This window comes from Pseudoalteromonas sp. MB41 (genome assembly GCF_020966275.1).
Lineage (GTDB): Bacteria > Pseudomonadota > Gammaproteobacteria > Enterobacterales > Alteromonadaceae > Pseudoalteromonas > Pseudoalteromonas lipolytica.
Genome location: NZ_JAJJZF010000043.1, coordinates 1 through 19,274 on the forward strand (window position 1 = coordinate 1; position 19,274 = coordinate 19,274).

15 protein-coding genes and 1 rRNA gene are annotated in these 19,274 nt (G+C 41.9%); 12 read left to right on the forward strand and 4 right to left on the reverse strand.

Annotated elements, in window-relative coordinates; genetic code table 11:
- The coding region (locus tag LPA49_RS21475) for a transposase domain-containing protein (RefSeq protein ID WP_178387093.1) at positions 1-206 on the reverse strand (206 nt) is incomplete at its 3' end.
- A 156-nt stretch (positions 207-362) separates the two neighbouring features.
- Complete coding sequence (gene mog, locus LPA49_RS21480; protein WP_036973017.1) at positions 363-890, reverse strand: molybdopterin adenylyltransferase; 528 nt, start codon at positions 888-890, stop codon at positions 363-365.
- A 265-nt stretch (positions 891-1,155) separates the two neighbouring features.
- Between mog and nrdG the strand changes: the two genes are divergently transcribed.
- Both nrdG and nrdD read left to right on the forward strand, forming a co-directional pair.
- Positions 1,156-1,608 carry an anaerobic ribonucleoside-triphosphate reductase activating protein gene (gene nrdG / locus LPA49_RS21485; RefSeq protein ID WP_065978358.1) on the forward strand — a complete coding sequence of 151 codons (453 nt, stop codon included), beginning with the start codon at positions 1,156-1,158 and terminating at the stop codon, positions 1,606-1,608.
- Positions 1,609-1,613: 5 nt separating this feature from the next.
- Complete coding sequence (gene nrdD / locus LPA49_RS21490; RefSeq protein WP_180311115.1) at positions 1,614-3,413, forward strand: anaerobic ribonucleoside-triphosphate reductase; 1,800 nt, start codon at positions 1,614-1,616, stop codon at positions 3,411-3,413.
- 33 nt (positions 3,414-3,446) lie between these two features.
- Here the strand turns inward: nrdD and LPA49_RS21495 are convergent, their stop codons facing one another.
- Entirely contained in the window at positions 3,447-4,028 is a 582-nt protein-coding gene (locus LPA49_RS21495; protein WP_083633662.1) for a hemerythrin domain-containing protein, read from the reverse strand.
- Between the two features lie 269 nt (positions 4,029-4,297).
- Between LPA49_RS21495 and LPA49_RS21500 the strand changes: the two genes are divergently transcribed.
- The 7 genes from LPA49_RS21500 to LPA49_RS21530 all read left to right on the forward strand — a co-directional run bounded on the left by LPA49_RS21500 (position 4,298) and on the right by LPA49_RS21530 (position 15,951).
- Entirely contained in the window at positions 4,298-6,763 is a 2,466-nt protein-coding gene (locus LPA49_RS21500; RefSeq protein WP_218977102.1) for a S8 family serine peptidase, read from the forward strand.
- Positions 6,764-6,928: 165 nt separating this feature from the next.
- The gene (locus tag LPA49_RS21505) at positions 6,929-7,765 is read left to right on the forward strand and encodes a DUF6689 family protein (RefSeq protein ID WP_036973011.1); all 837 of its coding nucleotides are present in this window, start codon (positions 6,929-6,931) and stop codon (positions 7,763-7,765) included.
- A 29-nt stretch (positions 7,766-7,794) separates the two neighbouring features.
- Entirely contained in the window at positions 7,795-8,691 is an 897-nt protein-coding gene (locus tag LPA49_RS21510; protein WP_180311113.1) for an FHA domain-containing protein, read from the forward strand.
- Between the two features lie 19 nt (positions 8,692-8,710).
- Complete coding sequence (locus LPA49_RS21515; protein WP_180311112.1) at positions 8,711-12,037, forward strand: serine/threonine-protein kinase; 3,327 nt, start codon at positions 8,711-8,713, stop codon at positions 12,035-12,037.
- A complete protein-coding gene (locus tag LPA49_RS21520; protein WP_180311111.1) occupies positions 12,030-12,746 on the forward strand; it encodes a sensor histidine kinase in 717 nt (238 codons plus the stop codon). The genes LPA49_RS21515 and LPA49_RS21520 overlap by 8 nt, the downstream gene beginning before the upstream one ends.
- A 1-nt stretch (position 12,747) precedes the next feature.
- Complete coding sequence (locus tag LPA49_RS21525) at positions 12,748-13,386, forward strand: response regulator transcription factor (RefSeq protein ID WP_180311110.1); 639 nt, start codon at positions 12,748-12,750, stop codon at positions 13,384-13,386.
- Positions 13,387-13,485: 99 nt separating this feature from the next.
- Positions 13,486-15,951: a S8 family serine peptidase gene (locus LPA49_RS21530; RefSeq protein WP_180311109.1), complete on the forward strand. Its 2,466-nt coding sequence runs from the start codon at positions 13,486-13,488 to the stop codon at positions 15,949-15,951.
- A 105-nt stretch (positions 15,952-16,056) separates the two neighbouring features.
- Here the strand turns inward: LPA49_RS21530 and LPA49_RS21535 are convergent, their stop codons facing one another.
- Positions 16,057-16,917 (reverse strand): YicC/YloC family endoribonuclease, encoded by an 861-nt coding sequence (locus tag LPA49_RS21535; protein ID WP_036973004.1) that lies wholly within the window; start codon positions 16,915-16,917, stop codon positions 16,057-16,059.
- A gap of 180 nt (positions 16,918-17,097) precedes the next feature.
- On the opposite strand from LPA49_RS21535, the gene rph reads away from it, so the two are divergent.
- From rph to LPA49_RS21550, 3 genes are all read left to right on the forward strand, one after another.
- Positions 17,098-17,811, forward strand: coding sequence for a ribonuclease PH (gene rph / locus LPA49_RS21540; RefSeq protein ID WP_036973003.1), 714 nt, complete (start codon positions 17,098-17,100; stop codon positions 17,809-17,811).
- Positions 17,812-17,834: 23 nt separating this feature from the next.
- Positions 17,835-18,479: an orotate phosphoribosyltransferase gene (gene pyrE / locus LPA49_RS21545; RefSeq protein WP_036973002.1), complete on the forward strand. Its 645-nt coding sequence runs from the start codon at positions 17,835-17,837 to the stop codon at positions 18,477-18,479.
- 620 nt (positions 18,480-19,099) lie between these two features.
- Positions 19,100-19,274 (forward strand): 16S ribosomal RNA (locus LPA49_RS21550); the annotation flags it as partial.

The following is a 19,274-nucleotide window of genomic DNA, read 5'->3' on the forward strand; positions in this document are numbered from 1 at the left end:
ACAGTTTCGTTTCGGAATAAACTCATTCCAATTACAGACCACATAATAGCTTCTAGCGGTAACCGCCTTCTGCGAACAGTGGCAACTCCCGCATGTTCAAATGCTTGTTCAAGAATATCAGGGTCAAGAACCTGCTTAAGTTTGTCGAGTGTATGTACATCATCTAAAAAGGAGGACATATCATCGAAGTGTTGAATTAGAGACATAAAAAAATCCGATACTATTTCTAATATCGGATTGTGAAGCTATGAAAAGATCAGTCAAGTGATCATAAAAATATGCTTAACTGATCTGCATTAAGCTTAAGCTGGCTTTTTTCGTTATTAACTAAGGGGATGTTTTAACGTTATGACAAACCTTATTTATGACTTAGGTCTAAATACTTGAACCACAGATTCATCACATTCTAAGTAAGGCCCTTCAAGTAAATCAATACAATAAGGCACCGCAGGAAATACGGCATCAAGACATTGACGAATCGCTTTGGGTTTGCCCGGTAAGTTAATAATTAATGAGCGGTCTCTTATCCCCGCTGTTTGTCGAGAGAGTATAGCCGTTGGCACGTATTTTAAGCTTTCAGTACGCATTAACTCACCAAATCCTGGCATCATTTTGTCACACACCGCTTCTGTGGCTTCGGGGGTTATGTCTCGTTTGGCGGGACCCGTTCCACCTGTGGTAATGATTAAAGCGCATTGTTCTTGATCGGCAAGCTCGCATAATGCCGCTTCAATTAAATGTTGCTCGTCTTCGACTAATCGATAGCATGCCTGCCATGGCGAACTTAAATAGTCATTTAATGTATCGGTGATAGCGGGTCCCGATAAGTCATCGTACTGGCCTCGGCTTGCGCGATCACTAACAGTCAAAATTCCAATTTTCGCAGTCATTTTCATCTCTTTACAATTCATTTATTCGCACTCTAGCAAAGTGATGGGTAAAGGTAACTCCTCCAAAGTAGGTAGAGGTGTTTGGGGGGCGCTCCGTTTCGCTGCATTTTATTTTTGACAGGAGGGGGTTTTGATTGGCTACCCATTTTGTTCTTTTGGCAGAACTAAGCTGCTTTGATCTAGATCAAGTTTCAAACTGGCTTAAAACGGTGTTGATACTATATATTGATCATATTGAAATTTAAAACACAATATGTAGTGGTTTATGTTTAATGTATTAGAACCCCAAGTGTGCTTTCAAGAAGTCCCCGGACACATTGCGTTAGGCTTTGTGTGCACGGGGTGCCCCTTGCGCTGTCCTGGGTGTCATAGCGTTGATACATGGGATCCAAAGCATGGTGAGCGGTTAACATCGCAACGCTTTCTAGGGTTACTTGAGCGCTATAAGCACTTGATAACTTGTGTGGTGTTTTTTGGCGGAGAATGGCAGGAAGGTGATTTAGTTTATTTTTTAAAGTTAGCAACGCAGCAAGGCTTAGCAACGTGTTTGTATACCGGGCTTGAGGATGTGTCGGAGCAATTAAAAGCACAGCTGACTTATGTAAAAACGGGCCGTTATGTCGCTGAATTAGGTGGCCTGGCGAGCCATTTAACTAATCAACGATTTATTGAAATTGCTTCGGGTAAGGTACTTAACTCATTATTTTTAAAAGGATAACAAAAATGTCTATGCTGAATTGTGAACAATTAAAAGAAAAAATGCGTTTCATCGAAAACTATACACAGGCCAAGAATGCGGCCGATGGTTCTAAAGTGGATGCGAATGCAAATGTGACATTAAAAAATATAGCGACGCTAGAATCAGAAATAATGAAAGACTTTTTCATTCACGTTAATCGCACTCAGGTTAGTAATAAAATAACCGCGCTTTTCGGCGAGTCATTGGGCAAAGAGTACCTTCGACAAATTGAGAATCATGAAATTTATGTGCATGATGAAACGAGTTTAAAGCCTTACTGTACTTCTATCACCATGTATCCATTTTTATTGGATGGGCTAACCAAATTAGGGGGAGAGTCTAAGGCACCCAAGCATTTAGAATCGTTCTGCGGCAGTTTTGTGAATCTTGTTTTTGCAATTAGCGCGCAGTTTGCAGGGGCTGTCGCGACGGTCGAATTTTTAATGTATTTTGATTACTTTGCGCGTAAGGATTACGGCGATGATTATTTAGTTACTCACTATAAACAGATAGAAAATCACTTACAGCACGTCGTGTACGCTTTAAATCAACCCGCTGCTGCACGAGGTTATCAAAGCGTATTTTGGAATATCTCGTTGTACGATAGTGCATACTTTGAGGCTATGTTTGGTCATTTTGTGTTTCCTGATATGACGGCTCCAGATTGGTCGTCTTTAAAGGCACTGCAAGACATGTTTTTAAATTGGTTTAACCAAGAGCGAAACAAAGCTGTTTTAACATTCCCTGTTGTCACCGCTGCCATGCTAGTAGAAGACAATGAACCTAAAGATAAAGAATTTGCATTGATGTGTGCCGAAAACTTAAGTCAGGGCGGCTCATTTTTTGTTTATCAATCAACCGATGCTGATTCATTAGCCTCATGCTGTCGACTTCGTAATGAAATTAGCGATCATAGTTTTTCGTATAGTTTAGGCGCGGGGGGCGTTTCGACGGGCTCTATCAATGTTATTACACTCAATATGAATCGATTGGTGCAAGATGGCAGAGACCTAGCAACAGAAATAAGAAAAATACATGCTTATCAAATCGCGTATCGCACCTTAATGGAAGAGTACCAGCAAGCGGGCATGCTACCGGTGTACGACGCAGGGTTTATTTCCTTTAACAAGCAATTTTTAACCATTGGTATTAATGGCATGGTTGAAGCCGCAGAGTATTTAGGTATTCAAGTGGGGGTTAATGATGCGTATAAAGAATGGGTGAAAAGTCAGTTAGAAGTGATTTATAAAGAGAATCGCTTAGCAACAAAAGAGACCGGCTTTTTATTTAACACTGAGTTTGTTCCTGCTGAAAATTTAGGGATAAAAAATGCCAAATGGGATAGCGAAGATGGCTACTTCACGCCAAGAGAATGCTACAACAGTTATTTCTATTTAGTAGAAGACACAACACTAAATCACCTTGATAAGTTTATATTGCATGGTAAATCGATGACAGAGTTTTTAGATGGTGGCTCAGCACTGCATTTGAACTTAGAAGAGCATTTAGACACTGAGCAATATATGCAGTTATTTAATGTGGCAGCGCGAACGGGGTGCAATTATTTTTGCATTAATGTGAGGATCACCATTTGTAATCACTGTGAGTATATCGATAAGCGCTCAAGGCAATCATGCTCACAGTGTGGTTCAACAGATATTGATTATGGCACACGCGTGATTGGCTACTTAAAAAGAGTGTCGTCATTTAGTCATGGCCGACGCAAAGAGCACAAATTGCGACATTACCAATGCACAAAAGTACAACAATCAGCGTTAGCCTAACAATGTAAAGGGGCGTCTATTGCCCCTTTTGCCTTAACCTTGCATAAAAAGAATATTATTTTCTAAATGAATGTGCTCGTTTAAATCGTTGTAGAGCTCATGTATTTTGGCATAAAGACGCTGCCAGTCTTCATCAGCATCGTGCGGAGGAGTAAACTTATTGGTGAGTGTGGTTAATTTTTCGAGTGCCTTCTCGTGCTCTAAGTGCTCTGCTTCCATCACACTAATAGGACCCGATGGATAATAACCTTTCATGATCATTGGGAATAAAATGGCCTCTTCTTTCATCATATGTTCTTCAAGTTCATATTTCATTTGCGATAAATGAGATTCCAGATGATGAGGGTAGTCAGCATGATCAGTATTTTTTAATTTCACTGCTTTGGTTAATTGGATCAATTGTTGAAATTGCATTCTGTGCTTTTCATGAAAATTATCGATGATATGCGCAATGAGCTTAATGGGCGATTGCGCCTCCCAGTTTATGTTACTGCCAGAAATAGCTTGTCCAATATGAGTGTGTTGCTTGGTGGTTGAGTTATCTTCATTGACAAGGTCAATAGCATTAGCGCTTTCGCTCGCTATATCATTTGATGTTTCTGTACGAGCAGACATTCTCAATCCTTACTTTTAAATGACGAATGGTTTAATCAATCTAGTTGAAACATAGGACGAAAGATATTCCTCAAAGGGGATAGAAAACGCTTAACCTTTACTAGGTAGTGCCCGTAAAAATTCATTTAATACCTTACCTAATAGGGGATTTCCCTCATGCCATGTAGGGATTGATCCTGATAGCTGCCAACTTCATTCGGCTATTTAATTAGAAATGTAAATAAAACATTAACCATTTTAGGCGTCAATTCACGCAAGGTAGGTGTCAGATGAAACTATTAATGAAAAATATGGCGGTTGGTTTAACGCTTGCAGGATTCAGTTTAAACGCAGCGGCAGCCGCAGTGATAGGCTCTCAATTAGAGCAACAGCTTAAAACTATGTCGCTCACAGACAAAGCGATGGTGGTTGTAAGTTACGAGCAAATGGAAGCACTTAAAGCCACACAAATAAGTAAGTTAATTAATCTAGGTATCACACAAAGTGTGCAATTTAAGTCATTACCAATGATTGGTGTTGTTGCATCACCTACACAAATTAAAAAGTTAGCAGCAATGGAAGGGGTTCGCTCTATTTTTGCAAATAGACCTTTAACTTATTACAACCTAGAAGCGCGAGAAATTACGGGGGTCGAAAAGCTTCAATCAGACGAATTCACGGCTAATAATGGGATGACGTTCACAGGTAAAGGCGTCACCGTTCTTGTCAATGATTCTGGTATTGATGCGTCACTCGCTGATTTAGAGTATGGCGCTAAAGTCATTGAAAACGTGCAAGGGATTACTCATGCCAGTGCTATTTCAATTACTGGTGCAAGTGGTGTGTGGATTGAAGGCCAACTTAACACCGATTTAAATGTAGGTCATGGCACACACTGTGCGGGCACTGTGGCTGGTTGGGGAAGTCATTCTGATGGTAAGTACCAAGGTGCAGCACCGGGTGCTGATTTAATTGGTTATGGTTCTGGCGCAGGTATTTCTATTTTGGATGCTCTGGGTGGTTATGACTATGCCATTACCCATATTTGGGATTTTAACTCGCCGATTCGTATCATGAGTAACTCATGGGGAAGCAGTGGTAAGTTCGAAAGCCATGATCCTATTTCATTGGCATCTTACAAAGCTTACAAGTTGGGTATGTTATCAGTGTTTGCTGCGGGTAATTCAGGTTCAGGCGAAGATACTCACAACCCATATGCACAAATTCCATGGGGAATGTCGGTGGGTGCAGGCACCAAGCAAGGTGATTTAATTGATTTTTCATCACGGGGTAAAAGTGGTGAACAAGGCACCTTTACTATGCCAGACGGCAGTGAGTGGCAGTATAAAAATGAAATAACAATAGTCGCACCGGGAGTGGATATTATTTCGACACGCGCAAAAACGAACATCGTATCGAACGGCGGTGCAGATGACATTGACGCAATTGAAGCTGAATACTTACCTTATTACACAATGATTTCAGGCACGTCAATGGCCACCCCCCATGTTGCGGGTGTGGCTGCGCTGATGCTGGAAGCAAACCCCGACTTAACACCGCTGCAAATTAAACAAATTATGCAAGAAACAGCGACAAACATGCCGGGCTATCAGGCATGGGAAGTGGGCGCTGGTTATGTCAATGCGTATGCCGCTGTAGCTGGCGCATTGGGTTATAACGCTGAAAATAGTGTCACAGTAAATAACTTAAACGACTTTAATGCGAATGCCATTATTGTGGATGACAGCTCACCCACCCCATTTGAAGTGTTCTACTCACCAGTGGGTGAACCAGAGGAATTTACCTTTACTGTTGGCAGTGATGCTGCGTTTATCAATGTGGCTGCAGATGTGCTGGCGAACACCACTAAACTCAAACTTGAAGCACCCGATGGCACGGTTTATTTTGGCAACTTAACCTTGCCAGTACTTGATACTTCAATGCGTGTTTCAGCGCCAGCACAAGCCGGAGAGTGGAAGTTATCTGCATTTGGTTTGACCTCGTTATCAGGTGTAGAAGCCGATCCTACAGGTGTCACAAATGGCCCAGGCTTACCTGAGTTTATTAGTGGTGAAATTAGTATTTTGAAGTCAGGTGGATACCAAGGGCTTAATGATATTTTTGTTCACCCAGCTCGAAAAGCGATTGAGTTTGCGGTTAGTGAACGACTCGTTGATGGTCACGATGATGGCTACTACCGCCCTGATGTAAACCTATCACGTGCAGAGCTTGCTCAGTATCTTGTGATGGGAATGGCAATCAGACAACAACGTGACATTCTGGCGACACAAAAACCGGCCTTTGTGGATGTTATGTCTGGTAGCGATGCGTTTGTCGATGCCGTTACGTCAGTAGGCTCAGCGTTAAAAGACCGTAAACAAGAGCAAAATCCAGTAATGTTAGTATCGGGTCAGTCATTTAATCCGACGGGCACAGTTAGCAAAACCGATTTAGCGTACTCATTAGTGCAAGCACTTGGCTTACAATCGCAGGCTGGCAATCACACGGGCGATATCACGGTTGCTTACAACGGCGAACAAATCCCGCTTCGTGATAGCAATGCGATACCTAGCGAATTAAAAGGGTATGTGCAATTGGCTGTTGATATGTCGCTGTTAGGTGTCCGTTTTGAGCTTGAACAGGGTCGCTATGATTTAACACCGACGCTTGTTGCTTACTTTGAACCAGACACCGTAGTAAGCCGGGGTGATTACGCGGTGATTATTGGTCGAGTGTTCAATCAATATTTAAGATAGTTAAGTCCTTGATGAATAAAAACCAACCTGAAAAATGGTTGGTTTTTATTCGTTATTTTTCATTAAAAACTTGCGAAATACCCCAGTCGAAAGTAAGTTTAATGTTGTAGTTTGTTAAATAAACGTGTTACTTCGGCTTGCCGTCGTCACGAGAGAGTTGAGAATATGAGCCAGTTCAAGACGTTTTACATCATTGCATTTGCTTTAATAATGATGCTTTCAAGCCCCGTATCACACAGCACAGAATTAGTTAGTGTCAATGTTCAAGGTAATACTGTTGAGGCCGTGATTAACCTCCCTGCAAATATTTCAGCAGATATCACCCTTGAATTTGAAAATGCAGTAGGCCTTACCGCTGATAACATAGGTATTACAGCCGAAATTATTGATATCACGTCGCTTAATCTTTTGCAGCGACTACCAAACAGTAGCAATATTTCTTTGCAAGCGCTTTTTCCAATGATGATTACTATTGAGCCTGATACCAGTGGCGGTTTTTCGTTTTCGGGAGTCGCGAGTGTTGACATTCATACGCACAATTTAGAGTACACAGCGGGTACGCCGCTACGCTTTTTTAAAGCACCTTTGGGTGGTGAGTTTAAAGATATTACCACAACAATGGGGGCGGGGAGTTACCGTGCTCGCGGTTCAACAGGCCGCTTTTCACAGTTTATAATTGTCGCTGATTTACGCCCTGCAACCGTTGTGATCAATACAAAGTTTAACGACTTACAAACGGCGTTAAATGCTTTTTCTAGCCAGATTGACAGTGTTGTTTATTCAACACTATTGCAAGACGTCGCCGATATTAATCAAGCAATCATGACGCTTGATTACAGCTCAGCGAGTAGCAAAGTTAGCCAGTTTATTAATAATGTGAAAGCTAATCGAGGCCAAGCAATTCCAGATGTGTGGCGCTCAAGCCGAGATGTCGATAACGTGATGGGTGAGCTGATAGCTTATGCAAATACGTTACGCTTTAGTTTGAGACTTGCCAATTAAGAATAATAAGGTTTGTAGAGTAGTTGTGTATGCCCGCTAGAATTACGGTTTGTTATACTGATCAGCCTGCGATGGAAAGCTATTTATACGAACAGAGTGGATACCTCATAGGACGTGCGAAAGAGTGTCAGTTAATTTTGGAACACCCAACGGTGTCACGTCAGCATGCTCGTGTGTCGCACAGTAATGATGCATGGCAACTTAATGATCAACGAAGTTTAAACGGCACGAAAGTAAACGGTGCCGTTGTCACTCACTCAACCCTTGCTGATGATGCAATCATTTCGATTGGTGAGTTAGATTGCTTGTTTGAAGCAAAGTCAATGTCGCAAATAGCGGCCATTAATGAGCATAACACCTGGCGATTAACACAAAGTAAGTTAGCCTCACCGTCTTCTAATACAGACTATTTAAAAGAAAGCCTAATTGCCCAATTACATAACCTAATTACGTTAACAGGCACGCAGCGTGGTGTGTTGCTATTAGGCGAACAATTAGATTCATTACAAGTATGTATCGCACAAGGTTTCAAAACGGGTGATTTTAAATTGAAACGCTTTGAAGGCAGTGTTGGTGCAATCTCTCGTTGCTTTGAAAAAGCAGAACCCGTGGTGGCTATGGATGTGTCGGTACATGACTTACTCAAACACCGCGACAGTATTCAGTTGAAAAAAATATCCTCGCTAGCGTGTATCCCGTTACTATTTGACGGTCGAGTTGTTGGGGTTGTGTATACCGACAGCCAATTAGCGGGAAAAGTACTGACTGATTTAGACATCGAAATTTTCCACAGCATGGGACTTCAAATTGAGGCCGCAGTGCAAGCCTTACTGTTGCAACAATCTATTGATAACTTACAAAAAGTGGTTACAGATAAGCACGTTAACGAAAATACTGGCTATACTTTATTTAATTTATGTCATTAACCCCTGTTAAATAGGTGATATGAGCAATAACGACGTTTCTAAAAATAGCAGTGATGAATTGCATGAAACTCAGGTAATTAGCTCACCGACTTATCTTAAGCCTGGCGAATGTTTACTTGGCCGTTTTGAGATTGAAGCCATGTGTGGTCAAGGTCAGTATGGGTGTGTTTACCGCGCCTACGACAAACAGCTTGATACACACATTGCCATTAAAGTACTTAATCAATCAATTAGTCAGCAATCAGATGCGATTGCAAAGTTCAAACAAGAATTACTGCATTTACGTCAATTAAGCCACCCGACTATTTTACGTGTTCATGAATATTATCATTGGCAAAATCTACATTTTATAACGATGGATTGGATTGATGGCCAATCGCTAGAAGAGGCTAGCCTGACTTTTCAGAGTCGTGAAGAGCTTATTACATTTGTCAGCCAGTTATTAGAGGCATTGGTTTTTGTGGAGCAAGCCAATGTTGTTCACCGAGATATTAAACCCGCCAATATTATGCTCGATAAAAAGGGACGACTGTATATTTCAGACTTTGGTTTATCGGTGTTAGAAGGCAGCGCAGATGTGGGCGATATTGTGGGGACGGTTCATTATGCCCCTCCAGAGTATTTGCAGTTTGGGGCTGTAAATTCGACTACTGATTTATATGCGGTTGGCGTGGTGTTGTATCAGCTGTGTTGTGGTGAACTTCCCTTTACTGGACAAAGCCTTGATGAGGTATTAACGGCAAAGCAGCTTAATAAAGCAAAATGTCGCGTAAAGCATAAACAACTGGCTTTTATTGCGCCATTTATCAACAAACTTATTCATTCTCAAGTTAACGCACGTTTTAAAAATGCCACTGAGGCACAAACGGCATTTTTAAAACAAATTAAAGAAAAACCGCACAACATTAAAAAACACTCTATGTTGATGGCTGTCGTGGTGGTTATAGGCTTGTTTATTATGGCTGCGGTATTTTTAAGCATGCCACACGATACTCCCCAACAGCCTGAGAAAGAATACTATGCAGTGGCTGTTTTACCTTTACAAAGTAGCGACGATAGCGTTGCACAAGGGCTTGCTGAATATATTAACTATCAACTGCATGAATTAGGTCATTTACGAGTAGTAGAGCAAGGCAGGTTAAGTCAGTTGCTCTCTCAACTTGGAATTACAATGCCGTTAGATGAGCAAAAGCTAGCGCTGGTGGCTGACTTATTAAATGTAAGCTACCTGATTGCTCCGCAACTATACCCAAGTGGTTCAGAGCAACACGATATTAAATTTAATGTTTATCAGCTTGAAGGACACACATTACAGAAAAATACACTCTTAACGAGCGATTTTAACCAAGCTAATTGGCAACAAAGCGTGTCGAGTTTTACCGAGCGTTTTTCACAGCAATTGCAATTATCAACTGAAGTGAAGGCATTACAAGTTGACCCTCAACCTGCAGGTGAGTTGTTTATTGTGAAGTCGTTCCTGCAAAAAGGTGAGTTTGAAAAAGCGCAAACATCGTTATCGCAGTTTTTAGCCAAGCACCCAAATTCAGGACTAGGGTGGTTACTGCAAGGTGAATTATTGCTTGCCACCCAGCAATTTTTTGATGCTGAGAATGCTTACAATCAGGCCCTTAAGTTTGCTGAAGATAAAACCTACACAGCAAAATTTGCCAGTGCGAGGCTTAATGATCTCGCCGGTAAAGCAGAGCAAGCTCAAGCTGACTATGCAGCCCTTGTAAAGGCATTTCCTTATGATGTGGAATTAAAAATAGCCCTTGCAGAGTTTTATTTTCTGACAGAGCAACATCAAAAAATGGAAGCGCTGTTGCTTGAGGTCGTTAACCTTGACCCTTATCATCCCGATGCATGGTTTATGCTTGGCCGAGCTGCATTTTTACAAGGGCAGTATCAAAAAGCGGTTGATGAGTATTTTGTTAAAGCCTTAGTAACTGCCAAAAAATCGAAAAATGCGTATCAAGAAGGCGAAGCGCTGAATGCGTTTGGTGTTGTTTACAATCAACTCGGGGAGATTGATTTAGCCTTTGATTACTACCGTCAAGCACTCGCTATCCGCGAAAACATTGACGACATTGCTGGAATGGCAACCACCATGGGTAACCTGTCTTCATTGCACCTTGCTAAAGCACAGTACACAGAAGCAGAACGCTATTTACAACAGAGCATTTCATTGTACGAGCAACTAGGCGATCAAGAAGGACTATCGCATACCTTTAACGAGTTAGGGGTGCTTGAAGAAGAGCAGGCTTTGTATCAAAAAGCACTTGAATATTATCAGCAAGGCCTCGACATACGCATGACGCTTGGCAACCAAATGCTGCAAGCCGAGAGTATGAATAACATCGGTTTCATGTATTTTATGCTGTTAAATAAAAAGCATGCGTTGGTTTATTGGCGTCAGGCTGAGCAACTGTATCAAGGTATTCAATACCCCTTGGGTATCATCCATGTAAGGCAGAATTTAGGGCAAATTGAATTAGCACAGGGAAATTGGCGAAACGCGTACCATCTTTTCAATAATACACTGGCAGATGCTAAACAACTCAATAGCACGTTTGAGCAATGGGTATCGCGTAGTTACTTATCTAAATTGACCTTTTTGCAAGGAAATTTTGCAAATAGCATCACTGAGTTAAGCGCCATTTATGAGCAAGCAAAGTCATTGCAAGATATTCGCGCGATGAGTGAATTTGGCTTGTGGCTTGTTGATTGGTCGTATCAATTAGGTGATATCACCGGCGCAGCATCAACAATCGCGAGCTTAAAACAAGATATCGCCGATAAGGGCAACCGTGAGTATGTTAGCCGACTTGCATTTTACAGTGAGCTCATAACGGGTGAGATGATCACTCAACAACAAATGAGTGAGCCCATGAGCAAAGATCATAGTCAGGGCGCTATTTATATTGCCAAGCTCATTTATGCGGCTCGTGAAGCACTGCGTCAACAGCAAGATATTAGTGCTCATTTAGCGGCGCTGGGTAATGTTGATTTTACCTTATATCAATACGCCTATCTTGAGTATTTAGAGCTGCTTGCTGTACAGCAGTTTATGCAACAGCAATGGCCTGATTTTCAGGCAACGCTAAAACAGGCTGATATTCTGCTTCGTAAGATGGGAGGGTACTGGCGGAGTTTTCAATTTGATCGATTAAGAGTGCAGTTTGCTTATCACAATGAGCAAGCACCCAGTAGCTTAAAAGCAAAGCTTAATTCAGAGTTAAACACTTTATTGGCCAATCTTCCTAAAGACAGAAAGGCTGAATTTTTAAACTATCAAAGTTATTTTCAACTTGATGATTCGTTACAGGATTTGGCTGGTTATGAATAATGATAAGGATATCACCTCGCTGGTGGCAGAGCTTAATCAAAAGCAGCAGCAAATTTCGCAGCAACTTTCAAACTCTAATGAGCAAATGCGTGGTTTAGCAAAGCGTGTTTGGCAGGTGCAAGAGAATGAGCGAAAGCAAATAGCACAAGAGCTGCATGATGGGGTTGGGCAGCTACTCACCGCTTTAATAAATCAATTACAGCAAGCAAAAAATGAAGCTCCCAGCCATGCTCTCAATGAGAGTATTGAATTAGCTCGCCAAGCATTATCAGATACTCGGGTTATATCACGGCTTATGCGACCGCGCATATTAGACGATTTAGGCCTTGTGCCTGCACTTGAGTGGTTGGTGAGAGTGATGTCTGAACAGCAGGCGTTTACTATTAACTTACATCACCAAGTTGATAATAACCTAGCCAGTGATATACAAACCTTGGTATTTAGAGTGGTACAAGAAGCGCTGACCAACGCCATTAAACATGCGAAGGCAAGCCTAATTACCATTAATGTGATAGCAACAAAAAGCTTGTTAATGGTCAAAGTAAAAGATAATGGTCAAGGTATGGAACTACAACCTGATGATCTAACAACAGGCTTTGGCTTAGGGGCAATGCGAGACCGAGTTATGGCATACGGTGGTCAGCTAACGGTCACGACTGCGCCACAGCAGGGCTGCGAAATTAAAGTGCTAGTAACAGGAAATAATTAATATGATTAGCGTACTGATTGCTGATGACCACACTATTTTGCGCCAAGGTCTGGTGAGTTTACTGAGCAATGACCCTGATATTCGAGTACTTGCTGAAGCGGCAGATGGTTTATCTGCCGTACAAAAAGCACTTGAATTAAAGCCAATGGTGATTGTTATTGATATTAGCATGCCAGAATTAAACGGCATGGAAGCGGTTAAACGACTTCATGAGCAGTTACCAGAAGCTAAAGTACTGGTGCTAACCATGCATGAAGAGCAAGAATACGTAATACATATGGTGCGGGCTGGTGCATCTGGTTACTTGTTAAAAGACAGCGCCAGTGATGAGCTTATAGATGCTGTAAAAGCACTTGCTAAAGGGAAAACCTATTTTAGCCAATACGCTGCCAGTGTATTAGCAACCATGTCATTAAAACCGGCTGAAACCTGGGATGACCCTTATCGTAATTTAACCAGTCGTGAGCGTGAAGTTTTTCATCTTATTATCGAAGGTAAAACCACCAAAGACATTGCTCGCTCATTAGATATCAGTGTAAAAACGGCTGAAAATCATCGTGGTAAAGTGCTTGATAAGTTACAAGTCGCCAATGCGGCTGAACTGGTCCGTTACGCTGCAAAATATAATTTACTCATATAAAGGTGTTTTAACCTTCTTGCTCTAGGGGTTTTCCCCCATTTTTAAAAGCCTGCGTGTTTGCCATGCTGAGAGAGTCAAAACAAATTAAGGTTTACTCTCATGCTTAACACTCAATTAAAATCACAAAAACTACTCGCGGGTCTTGTTGGCGCAGGACTAAGCTTAATGTCACTGAATTTATCAGCTAAATCTTTGGGGCCAGAAATTAGTCAGTTACTGACCCAAGCAACAGAACAAGATGTGTTCGAAGTTATTGTTACGTTTGAAGGTAATAAAGCGGTCGACTCTGAACTGATGAGCATCATTCAGTCGGCAGGTGTGTTAGGCGGTGTGAGTTTAAAAAGCCTGCCTATGGTCGGTATTACGGCAACTAAAGCTCAAATCGAGGCTATCTACGCATCAGACAAAGTTCGTTCAATTTGGTACAACGCGCCACTATCACTAGAAAATGATGGTTCAACTCAAATTACTGGTGTTGACCGATTACGTGCCGATAGCTCTTTACGACATAAAGGCATGCCGTATTCTGGTCGCGGCATTGGTGTTGTCGTTAATGATTCAGGGGTGGATGGAACGCATGGCGACATCAAATACCCTAACCACGTAGTACAAAACGTGCTGGCACAAACAAACTTAAACTCGTTGTCGAGTGTATTACCCATTACTTACCAAGAAGACGTTGATAACACTGATATTGCGGGCGGTCATGGTTCACATGTAGCGGGCATTATTGGTGGTAATGGTGCAATGTCGAGTGGTAAGTATCAAGGGGTCGCGCCGGGTGCAAAAATTATCGGTTATGGGTCGGGTGCGGGCTTATTTATTCTAGATACACTGGGTGGTTTTGATTACGCTTTAACACATCAATTCGATTATAACATTCGTGTTATTTCAAACTCGTTTGGTAATACAAGCGACACAGGCACAGATTTTAACCCAGATGATCCAACAAATATCGCAACCAAAAAGCTGGCAGACAATGGGGTAATTGTTGTTTTCTCAGCGGGTAACTCAGGAAGCGGTGAAGGTACGATTACAGGCAACTTCAAAAAAGCACCTTGGGTTATTACTGTGGCAGCCGGTGATAAAACCGGTAATTTGGCCAGCTTTAGTTCTCGCGGTGTGAAAGGTAAAGGTGGCGTTGTTAGCATTAATGGTGAACAGCTCGAATGGCAAGATAGACCAACAATTACGGCGCCAGGTGTTGATGTTATTTCAGCAAGAGCTTCACTTTCAAGCTTGAGCACCTTGAGTCTAGCTGATGATAGTGAAATTATGGATATTAATCATGTGCCGTATTACACATCAATGAGCGGCACCTCAATGGCTGCACCACATATTTCAGGTATTGTCGCGCTGATGTTAGAGGCGAATCCAAACCTGACATGGCGTGAAGTGAAAACCATTTTGCAAGAAACCGCGACAAATATGCCCGGACTTGAAGATTGGGAAGTTGGGGCAGGTTATGCAAATGCTTATGCCGCAGTACAGTCAGTCGTTGATCAACAACGCACGTTTGGTACCACGACTAAACTTAACCGTAACTTTAATGCTCAAGCGCAAACATCAGTGCAGGCTGAGTACAATGACACCGTTGATTTTAGCCCCGTGGGTGATAATTCAGGCACCCTTATTAATGTTAGCCCAGATGCGTCAATGTTGATGGTGAGTGCCAATGTTTCTGACAACACCATTGGGTTGTCACTCACCAGTCCTTCGGGTAAACGTTATGGCTCGAGTATTGCGTTGCCAGTACTGGGCCAAAATATTGCTGTAACAGCCCCTGCAGAAGCCGGCGAATGGGTGCTAAAAGCCAGTGGTATTGGTGGTTTGTCTGGGGTAGATGTTGACCCCCTCGGTGTAACCAATGGTTATGCTGTGCCAGGCTCGATTCCTGTTAAAGTAAAAATAGTTAAAACAGATGGTTACACTGGACTTGATGATGTAGCCGCTGATCACCCTGCAAAAGCGTTTATTGAAATGGCAGTGAGTGAGCAGTTAGTCGATGCAACAGAGAATGGATTTAAACCCGATGACTTTTTACTTCGCCAAGAATTAGCCGACTTTTTAACACTCGGTGCAGGAGTGAGACAATCAAACAAAGCGACACAAGTAAGCTATACCGATGTTGATGCTTCGTATAGCGCAGCAATTAATGCAGTAACACAAAAAGGGGCTGCGCTTCGTAATACAGCACAAGATCAAGCGCCTGTAATGTTGACTGATACAACGATGTTTTCACCAACAGAGCAGGTGAGTCGAAGTGAACTTGCTTACTCGCTCGTGCAATCATTAGCACTGCAAGAAACAGCAGCTACGTTTAGCGGAGATATTACAGTGGTTTACAACGATGAGCGATATGCACTGGAAGATCAACATACCATTCCTGACCACCTTAAAGGGTATGTACAGCTGGCGCTAGACCTTGGCATTTTGAATGCGTACTTTGATGTACACCAAGGCCGCTTCGACTTAGAGCCAAAAGTAACCGTACACTTCAATGGTGATGAATCGGTAACGCGTGCTGACTACGCTGTAGCTGCAACACGTTTTTACAATAATTAGCCTCCCTTCACCGATGCTAATACCACTTTATTCCCCTGTAGAGTGGTTTTTAAACAAAAGACCCAGCAACAGCTGGGTCTTTCTTATTTTAAAATAACAACAGAATTATTCTATGTTTTGGATCTGTTCGCGCATTTGTTCAATTAACACTTTAAGTTCGACAGCTGCGTTTGTGATGTCGCTGTTAATTGACTTAGACGCAAGCGTATTCGCTTCGCGGTTAAACTCTTGCATCATAAAGTCTAAACGACGACCGCAAGCGCCACCTTTCGTTAAGATTTTTTTAGTTTCTTTAACATGCGATTTTAAGCGGTCTAGTTCTTCGGCCACATCTTGTTTTTGAGCAAGGTAAATAAGTTCTTGCTCAAGACGTGATTCGTCGATATCCGTTTTTAACTCTTCTAGTTTTTGATTTAGTTTGTCGCGTTGCCATTTAGCTATTTCTGGTAAGTGGCTCTCAACAATGACTACTTGCTCTAAAATTGCATCTAAACGGGTTGCAATCATTTCGTGAAGGTTAGCGCCTTCATCGCCTCGTGCTTGTTTAAAGTCTTCGATTACTTCATCAAAGCCTGCGATCAGTGCAGTATTCACACTATCCATGTCTAACTCTTCAGCTTCCATCACACCTGGCCAACGTAAAATATCAACAGGGTTGATGTCGCCATTGCTTTGTTGCTGCACCCATTGCGCGCTTTTAATAAGCTGCTCAGCCAGAGATTCATTAATTGTTAGCTCACCAACATGTGCTGGGTTTGCTGCAAATTTTAGGAAAACTTCTACTTTTCCGCGCTGTAGGTGTTTGCGTAAACGTTCACGGATAACAGGTTCCATCCCACGAAATTGCTCTGGTGCGCGGATAAAAGTTTCAAGGTAACGTTGGTTAACTGAACGAATTTCCCAAGTGCCAGTGCCCCATTCGCCTTTAATTTCGCGACGCGCATAAGCTGTCATGCTGTGGATCATGGATGATTTCCTAGTGTTATTTATTTACAAATTTGGTTGATTATACCGTATCAGCCTTTAACCTCTAGCGGAAATTTTTTCAGCTGCATATTTCACATTCATTTAATTATGTAAATCAACATGGCATCTACACGTATATATACTTATAATGTGGCAAATTCAGATTTAAGGGGATCGTTAATGCGTCCAAGCGAAAGAACACCTAACCAAATTAGACCGGTTACATTTACACGTAATTACACTATGCATGCTGAAGGTTCAGTATTAGTAGAGTTCGGAAATACGAAAGTATTGTGTACTGCAACTGTTGAAGCAGGTGTACCACGCTTTATGAAAGGCCAAGGTAAAGGTTGGGTTACGGCTGAATACGGTATGTTGCCACGTTCAACACATACCCGTAATGGTCGCGAAGCAGCTCGCGGGAAGCAAGGCGGTCGTACAATGGAAATTCAACGCTTAATCGCACGCGCATTACGTGCTGCGGTTGATTTAAAAGCGTTAGGCGAAAACACCATTACAATTGATTGTGACGTAATTCAAGCTGATGGCGGAACTCGTACTGCATCAATCAGCGGCGCATGTGTTGCGCTTGTTGATGCGCTGACGTACATGCGCAGCAAAGGCATGATCAACTCTAATCCACTTAAACATATGATTGCAGCTATTTCTGTGGGTGTATATAAAGGTCAACCAATTACAGACCTTGAATACCTAGAAGACTCTGAAGCAGAAACCGATATGAATGTTATTTTGACTGAAACCGGCAAAATCATCGAAATCCAAGGGACTGCCGAGGGTGAACCTTTCTCGTTTGATGAATTAGATGAGCTACTTTCACTGGCTAAGCATTCTATCCGTGAAATTATCGATGCTCAAAAGCAAGCTTTAGCATAATTTAGAAGTAGGTTAATTTAGTAATGAAAGATTATCAAAAAGAGTTTATTGAATTCGCACTTGAAAAGCAGGTGCTTAAATTTGGTGAGTTTACTTTAAAGTCAGGCCGTACTAGCCCTTACTTCTTTAATGCAGGTTTGTTTAACACCGGTCGTGATCTTGCTCGCTTGGGACGTTTTTATGCTGCGGCACTGGAAGATGCAGGCATCGAATACGATGTTTTATTTGGTCCAGCCTATAAAGGTATTCCAATTGCAACAACTACCGCGGTTGCATTAGCGGATCACCACGATAAAGATGTACCTTATTGCTTTAATCGTAAAGAGAAAAAAGCACACGGTGAAGGGGGCACATTAGTCGGTTCTGAGCTTAAAGGTAAAATCATGTTAGTTGATGACGTGATCACCGCTGGCACAGCCATTCGTGAATCAATGGAAATCATTGCAGATAATGGTGCAGATTTAAGTGGTGTGCTTATTGCTCTAGACCGTCAAGAAAAAGGCAAAGCTGAGCTTTCTGCGATTCAAGAAGTTGAACGTGACTTTGGAACAAAAGTTATCTCTATTGTGAAACTAGCAGACTTAATTAGTTACCTAGAAGCAAAAGGCACAATGGATGAGCATTTAGCCGCGGTTAAAGCGTATCGTGACCAATACGGCATTGCATAATTAGTTAATTGATTTGTCAATTTTAAAAAGCCCAGCTACATTAGCTGGGCTTTTTGTTTTGATTTAGTGGGCCTTAAACAAGGAAAAAGGTTATTTAAGCGTTAATAAAGTTTCACTTTTGTGCTGTTTAGATAAGAATTGGTGAAAAAGCCCTTTTTTTTAAAGTTTTTAGAAAAAAGTGCTTGCGTAAAAAATCCATCTCCCTATAATGCGACCCCACTGAGACGGCAGATAGCAACGCTTAGCGAGGCAAGAGCAACTCAGGGTGTTAAGTAAAACTTAGTTTCGAAAAATTAAATTTTCTCAAAATTAAGTGTTGACAAAAAAATAGGAAAGCGTAATATGCGCAGTCCTAGCGAGTTAAAGTGAAACGCTTTAATCGCAACGTTCTTTAACAATATAAAGCAATCATCTGTGTGGGCACTCGTACAGATTGAGTTCTAACAGCGAAGCTACTTAGGTAGTAACGCAAACAAATTTAGAGTCTCAATTGAACTGAGTGACCAACGGAAATAAGTTTACTTATTTCAGCACAGTCAATTCAACATCGAAAGATGTTAAATAAATTCAGAATTCATTGAGCATGTCCGCTCCCTTATGGGAAGGACAGAAAAAACTTTTAATTGAAGAGTTTGATCATGGCTCAGATTGAACGCTGGCGGCAGGCCTAACACATGCAAGTCGAGCGGTAACAGAGAGTAGCTTGCTACTCTGCTGACGAGCGGCGGACGGGTGAGTAATGCTTGGGAATGTACCTTATGGTGGGGGACAACAGTTGGAAACGACTGCTAATAC